4 protein-coding genes and 1 pseudogene are annotated in these 5958 nt (G+C 25.5%); 4 read left to right on the plus strand and 1 reads right to left on the minus strand.

The features are described from left to right. Positions 1-421, plus strand: a 421-nt coding sequence (locus IC213_RS20020) for a peptidoglycan-binding domain-containing protein (protein ID WP_227863551.1), incomplete at its 5' end; no start/stop codon positions are given. Between the two features lie 1911 nt (positions 422-2332). On the opposite strand, the gene IC213_RS20025 is transcribed toward IC213_RS20020, so the two are convergent. Next, on the minus strand, positions 2333-3400 hold the full coding sequence (locus IC213_RS20025) for a hypothetical protein (protein ID WP_227437635.1): 1068 nt from the start codon (positions 3398-3400) through the stop codon (positions 2333-2335). An 848-nt stretch (positions 3401-4248) separates the two neighbouring features. Here IC213_RS20025 and IC213_RS20030 point away from each other — a divergent pair. From IC213_RS20030 to IC213_RS20040, 3 genes and pseudogenes are all read left to right on the plus strand, one after another. Then, positions 4249-4617: a BlaI/MecI/CopY family transcriptional regulator gene (locus tag IC213_RS20030; protein WP_227437638.1), complete on the plus strand. Its 369-nt coding sequence runs from the start codon at positions 4249-4251 to the stop codon at positions 4615-4617. A gap of 14 nt (positions 4618-4631) precedes the next feature. Beyond that, a complete protein-coding gene (locus tag IC213_RS20035; RefSeq protein ID WP_227437639.1) occupies positions 4632-5618 on the plus strand; it encodes a M56 family metallopeptidase in 987 nt (328 codons plus the stop codon). A gap of 46 nt (positions 5619-5664) precedes the next feature. Next, positions 5665-5958, plus strand: a pseudogene (locus IC213_RS20040) (peptidoglycan-binding protein); the annotation flags it as partial.

Genomic DNA, 5958 nt, shown 5'->3' on the forward strand with positions numbered 1-5958 from the left:
AAAACAAATCAAAGAAGAATATAAGGCTAAATGTGAAGAAATGGGTATAACTCCATCACCTAAAGCTGAAATATTTATACCAGTTGATGAAATGCAAAGCTATGGATTAAAAAATTATAAAGGTAGTCAAGATGGTTTTGACATATTTTTTTATGGTACATATTTTAAAGTAACTGGTGCAAAAAATTATACTGTTAAAACATCAACTCTAGTAGGATATAATAAAATAGAAAGTGGTAATCCTGTACATCTAGTACAAATATTACTTAAAGCCTGTGGTTATTCTATAGGCGTTGATAGTCAATTTGGAAATGAAACATATACAAGAGTCAGAAGTTTCCAATCAAGTAATGGTTTAGGTGTAGATGGTATTGTTGGGGCAAGAACTTGGGAAAGATTAGCTTATGTTGCACATTTATAAATAATATCATAATTATTAATTTACATATAAAAATTAAGTCACCTGTTATAAGGTGACTTTTTTAAGCTGCCTATTTTTTCATTAATAAAACTCTGTGAAATTTAGCATAATAAAATGTTTAAATAATAATAAGGAGTGATTCTATGAATTTAAAAAATTATATAAACATTGTATTAGGCATAGCTCTAATTGCATTAATACTCATGTTTCTAAAGTATGTATATATGAATCAATCACTTAACATGTCTATACCTTTACATATAATACTTATTTTTTGTTTCATAATTTTAACTATTAATACTTTAAAAAATCATAATTTTTACTTTACTGCAATTAACCTATGTGGAGCAATTTCACTAATAATAAGTTTAATAAAAATAATATATTAAAAACATTCTAATTTAACTTACTAAATCTAAAATTTTAAAAATAATATTTCATTACATATAAAAAAGCTTATTGTTTAAATACAGTAAGCTTTTTTCATGTTAAAAGTATTCAGCTTCCAAATTTTAGATGTAATAAAATAATAATTTTTTAGTTTTTTCATAAAACCTATCTCATTTCAGTTAAGATAAAATAAATATTTTAATTACATATCTTTACAGTTCAGAATATATATTTAAGGCTCTGTGCGACTCTCTAAGCCCTTACAGCTTTATTTTTGTACTTCAACATTTATTTATTTTTACAAGCACTTATTTGTTTGTTTTGTAAAGTCATTTTTTTAAAAAAGAGCATAAGGAGTTTTTGACCCCATATTACATAAATTTCATTTATTTCATGAACATGGAAAACTAGGCAAAGCCTAGTAAAACTCTTTGGTTAAAATCAAAATACTATCTATTTTATAGGTCATTTTTTTGGGGTCATAAAATCACTCAAAAATACACATTTAGACCACTATCAGACCACCAAAAACACATATTTTCTAATATAAAATTTCCTCTATCTTTTAACAATATATAATCCTTAGCGAAACTCACCAAAACGATTGTTACACCAGTTTAGTATCTAGTTTTAACTAGTTATTACTTTAAATACTAATTACATATGTTACATAACATTATAACCTAACGGTTACTTACGCCTTCAACCTACGGTTTTCAGTTGTTACTAACGCATTCTAAATATGCCAAGTCAGAAGGAACTTGTCATATTTAGAATTTTGTTATACATGTTTTTAAATCTTATTGATTATTTATTCTTTTAATGCAAACCTAAAGGCTTTGTAATTGGACGCAGTTACCCACGAACTACTGTCCGTGGTTACTTTCCATATCATTCAAACCCAATAGGATTGGTGTGTTACGACCACACAACGTTGGACTGATACAAGTAAATACTCTACTTCGTGATTTAACACAGTCTACCAACACCCCGACAATAGACAGTATATTTGAGTATTTCCACTAAGTGTTGCCACCCCTAGCTTTTATTGTTTGTGGCATCTAGTCGCCACTCTCACCCCTTTAATATGGTATCAGACATATTTATATGGTGTTGAAACTCAATCCAAGTGTTTAGTCGGCTACCCCTGTACTCTGTCGAGCCATTCGGTTTGCTCTAAGTCAAACACACTTCCTTATAAAACTTTTTGCATCTCTGCATTAAAAAAGCCTTGTCCAACTATCTTGAACAAAGCTTGTAATTATCTTTTATCGTTATTATCTTGATTTTTTGACTTGCATCTCTTATAATTTATGTATATCAAGAATGATAACATCTATATTTTATATACTCTATGTTCTTCCAAAACATTTAGTATGTAACTTATAGTAAAAGATTACTATTTACTTAACTATTCGTTGTAGTTGGTATTAACTCATATGAAGTCTGCAAACTTCATAGAGATAGTAGTCTTTTTTTATATTCAATTTTTTTAATATAAGTTAATTATAATTCTAGTTATCAGAATTTACTAGCATTTTCCATTAAATTTTCTATTTTTTTGTCTAGCAGTTTGATTGGACTCTGTAATTTGTTTATTTTGTAAATCGTAGGAATGAGTGCAGGGGCTATGTTTAGAAACTCTAACATCTTGAAATATTTCTTTAATTCTTCTTTGCTATACTTTTTCTTTTTAGCATATCTTAGTTCTAAGTATTGCAATAGCTTCTTTTTACTATTAGTCTTTAATTTATTTGTTTCTTGTACTATTTTTTTAGTTTCAAAATAATCATAGAAATCTAGTCTAGTGCTACAGATGAAACGTTTATACTTAGTTAAAACTATATCTCTACATAAAAATATGTCATTGAAGTAAGTTCTAAAGTCTTTACCATACTTAGTCAGTTCATATGTACCACACTTAACCTCTAATCTTAAAGTATTTTCTGCTAGTTTTAAATCATTTTCAGATATATTAATTCTATTGCCTCTAGCTTCATTTGCTTTTACCCTTAGATTGTATAATTGGTCTAGCTTATTATAAAAATTTAGTGTATATGTTTTATTTCTATTGCTCTTAAAATTATGCTTTGACTTTATATATACACTTGTATTTTTAGCAAGTTTATTAGTGTCTACATAGTTCACATATCTTTTATCTTGCCTGTCTTTTATTACTTGATTAAATAATTCTATATATAAATTTGCATTTACATTGTAAACATTAAAATTTACTTCAATACTAGAAACATTAAAATCTAATATATCTACATCAGCATTAAACAACTCTTTAAGCTTACTATTAGCTTTATCTCTTATTTCTTCTCTTTGTAGGTATACATCATCTAAGTTATATACATGATTTGAGTCTTTCAATAGCATTATCAGCCTACCATATAAGTATATCTTTTTAGACTTTATTGCATATAAAAACCTAATTCCATTTAAATAATAACTATAGGATGTAATTTCTTTTTTTATTTCTCCTGTTTGATAGTCTACATATTCACTATAGTTCTTCTTTAGTTTTAAACTAAATATACTACAATCTAACTCTATTTTTTTATACAAATTTACTCTATCTATCATCCCTCTCCCCCTCTTAACGAAATTAGATTATAACCTAACAATTAATACTATATTTATAGCTTAAAAACATAATTGTAAAATCAAAAAATTAAAGTTATAAGTCATATATTAAGGGGTACTTAACTTGTTATATTTCTATGCTTTTTACATGATGTGGAAGTGAAAGCACTAAGACAAAATAAATCTTACACTTGTTCTACATTTCCTACATACACCCCCCTTGTTTTAAATCCTGTTTATTAAGCTATTAAATATACTATCTAAAATATAATTTACATACAAATAACTCTATAAATATAGAACATTTGTACGTATTACTATAGCTATTTTTACATGCAGACGAAAATTTTTTTTTCATGGAAATAGATGCCTTTTTTTATGATAATTCATGTCAATTAATAATTATTTTTATAAATTTCAGTAACCTTTTTTACAAAACGACAATTCTTCATGCAAAACCTATGCAAACTAGTAATTTCAATACTTACAAGACTTTTTTACATGTCAGTAAAAAAGGACATAAAAGATTTTATTTTATGCCATTTTTTTATAAAATATAGGTATTGCAATATTTTTATACACTTTCATATTATTTATTTTAGTCATTTTGTCAGTTGTAGGTCAGTAAATATTACTTTTTTTTATTTTTATGCTTGTTTTTACTCAATCACAAATACATATATTTTTTAATAAACTAAAAATATTTAAACCTTGTATTCTACCTATGTAGAGAACTTTTAAACATTTTATTCTATGCTTGTAGAATAAAATGTTTATACTAATTTGACTCTTGCACTCTATTTTTATAGAATGAAAGTAAAATTAAAAAAGCACTGGGGGAATTAATTATGTTAAAAAAAATACCACCTTCTGAATTGAAGATAATGAAGCTATTTTGGCAATCTGACAAGGTATTGACATCACAGGACATAGTTTCTATAATGAGTCATGAGTGGAAGCAGACCACAACACTTACACTCTTATCAAGATTAGTAAAAAGAAATTTTTTATCTGCTAAAAAGCATTCAACGTATACAACATATACTGTTTTGGTTGACAAGGAAAGCTACTTACAATATGAAACTTTTGATTTTTTAAAAAATATACATAATGAATCTGTAACAAGCTTACTTCAATCAATGAGTAAAAAAGAATTTAGCAAAGAAGAAATAAAAACATTTAAAAACTTTATTAAAGATATGCAAAATAAAAAATAAAATGGGTAGATTATATGGTTAATTTAATTTTACAGACTCTAATTCGTTCAACAATCATAAGCAGTTTAATTATTTGTATTTTGATAATTTTGAATTTGACTTTACTTAAAGGTTTTAGTAAAAGACTTAATTATTATATTTGGCTAATTGCTATAGCTAAATTAGTTATACCTTTTACATACACATATACAACAAATAAATTAGACACTAAAAGTTTACTTGATAATTCAAATATAGATAACTTTCCAATCAATGAAAATATTATTATATTTATTTGGAGTGCTATTGCATTATTACTTTTTATCAGAATAATTAAAAGATATTTGAAATTTAAAAGCCTAATAGTTGATTTATCATATGATATTGAAGAAATAGAAGTAAAAAATCTTTATGGTGATTTATTAAATGAATTTAAAATAAAAGGAAATATAAAACTAAAATACACTTATGAAGTTGCAAATCCTTCTTGTTTTGGATTATTTGAAAAATATATTCTTTTACCTCCACATGATTATTCTTTAGAAGAATTAAACTGGATTTTAAGACATGAATTGACTCATTATAAAAGCAAAGATTTATATATTAGATACTTAATCTTATTTTTAAAATGTGTTTATTGGTTCAATCCACTTGTATATCTATTAGATAGAGTTGTAGAAAATATTTGTGAAATGCACTGTGATGAAACAGTTTTAAAGGATTATGGTCTTGAAGATAGACAAAGTTATGCTATGACTGTTGTAAACTCAATCGAAAGAAATACAAATATACATAATGAATTTTCTACTGGTTTATATAGAATTAAAGGGTTTGAAAAAAGATTACATAATATGTTTATTACCAAAAACAGAAAAGGCATAATAATAGCTTTAATATTATGTTTGTTGTCTTCTCTCACATATTTAACTTTTGACTCTATTTCTTATAAATCACCAGACCGTTCAATATATAAAAAATTTCCACTGAAAGACTCAGTTTACAAAATTCATGTTGATGTTTAAACTATTCCACAATGGAATAATTAAATAATATTCAAGGAGGGTTTTTATGTTAAAAAAAGTTAAAAAAATATTAATAGTGCTATGTTGTTTATTTGCATTAACAAGTGGTATTGTATTCGCAGATACTGAAACAAATTCCACTTATACAGAAACAGACAAGCCATTATGGACAATTCATATTGAAGGTTATACCTTTACTTATGATAATGCTCCAAAACAAATCAAAGAAGAATATAAGGCTAAATGTGAAGAAATGGGTATAACTCCATCACCTAAAGCTGAAATATTTATACCAGTTGATGAAATGCAAAGCTATGGATTAAAAAATTATAAAGGTAGT

Origin of the sequence: Clostridioides sp. ES-S-0049-02 (assembly GCF_020658465.1) — a bacterium.
GTDB lineage: Bacteria > Bacillota > Clostridia > Peptostreptococcales > Peptostreptococcaceae > Clostridioides.

What these genes read in the sequence shown, in the direction of transcription:
- IC213_RS20025 (WP_227437635.1), bottom strand. Translation starts at nt 3,400, where the DNA reads ATGATAGATAGAGTAAATTTGTATAAAAAAATAGAGTTAGATTGTAGT.
- IC213_RS20030 (WP_227437638.1), top strand. Translation starts at nt 4,249, where the DNA reads ATGTTAAAAAAAATACCACCTTCTGAATTGAAGATAATGAAGCTATTT.
- IC213_RS20035 (WP_227437639.1), top strand. Translation starts at nt 4,632, where the DNA reads ATGGTTAATTTAATTTTACAGACTCTAATTCGTTCAACAATCATAAGC.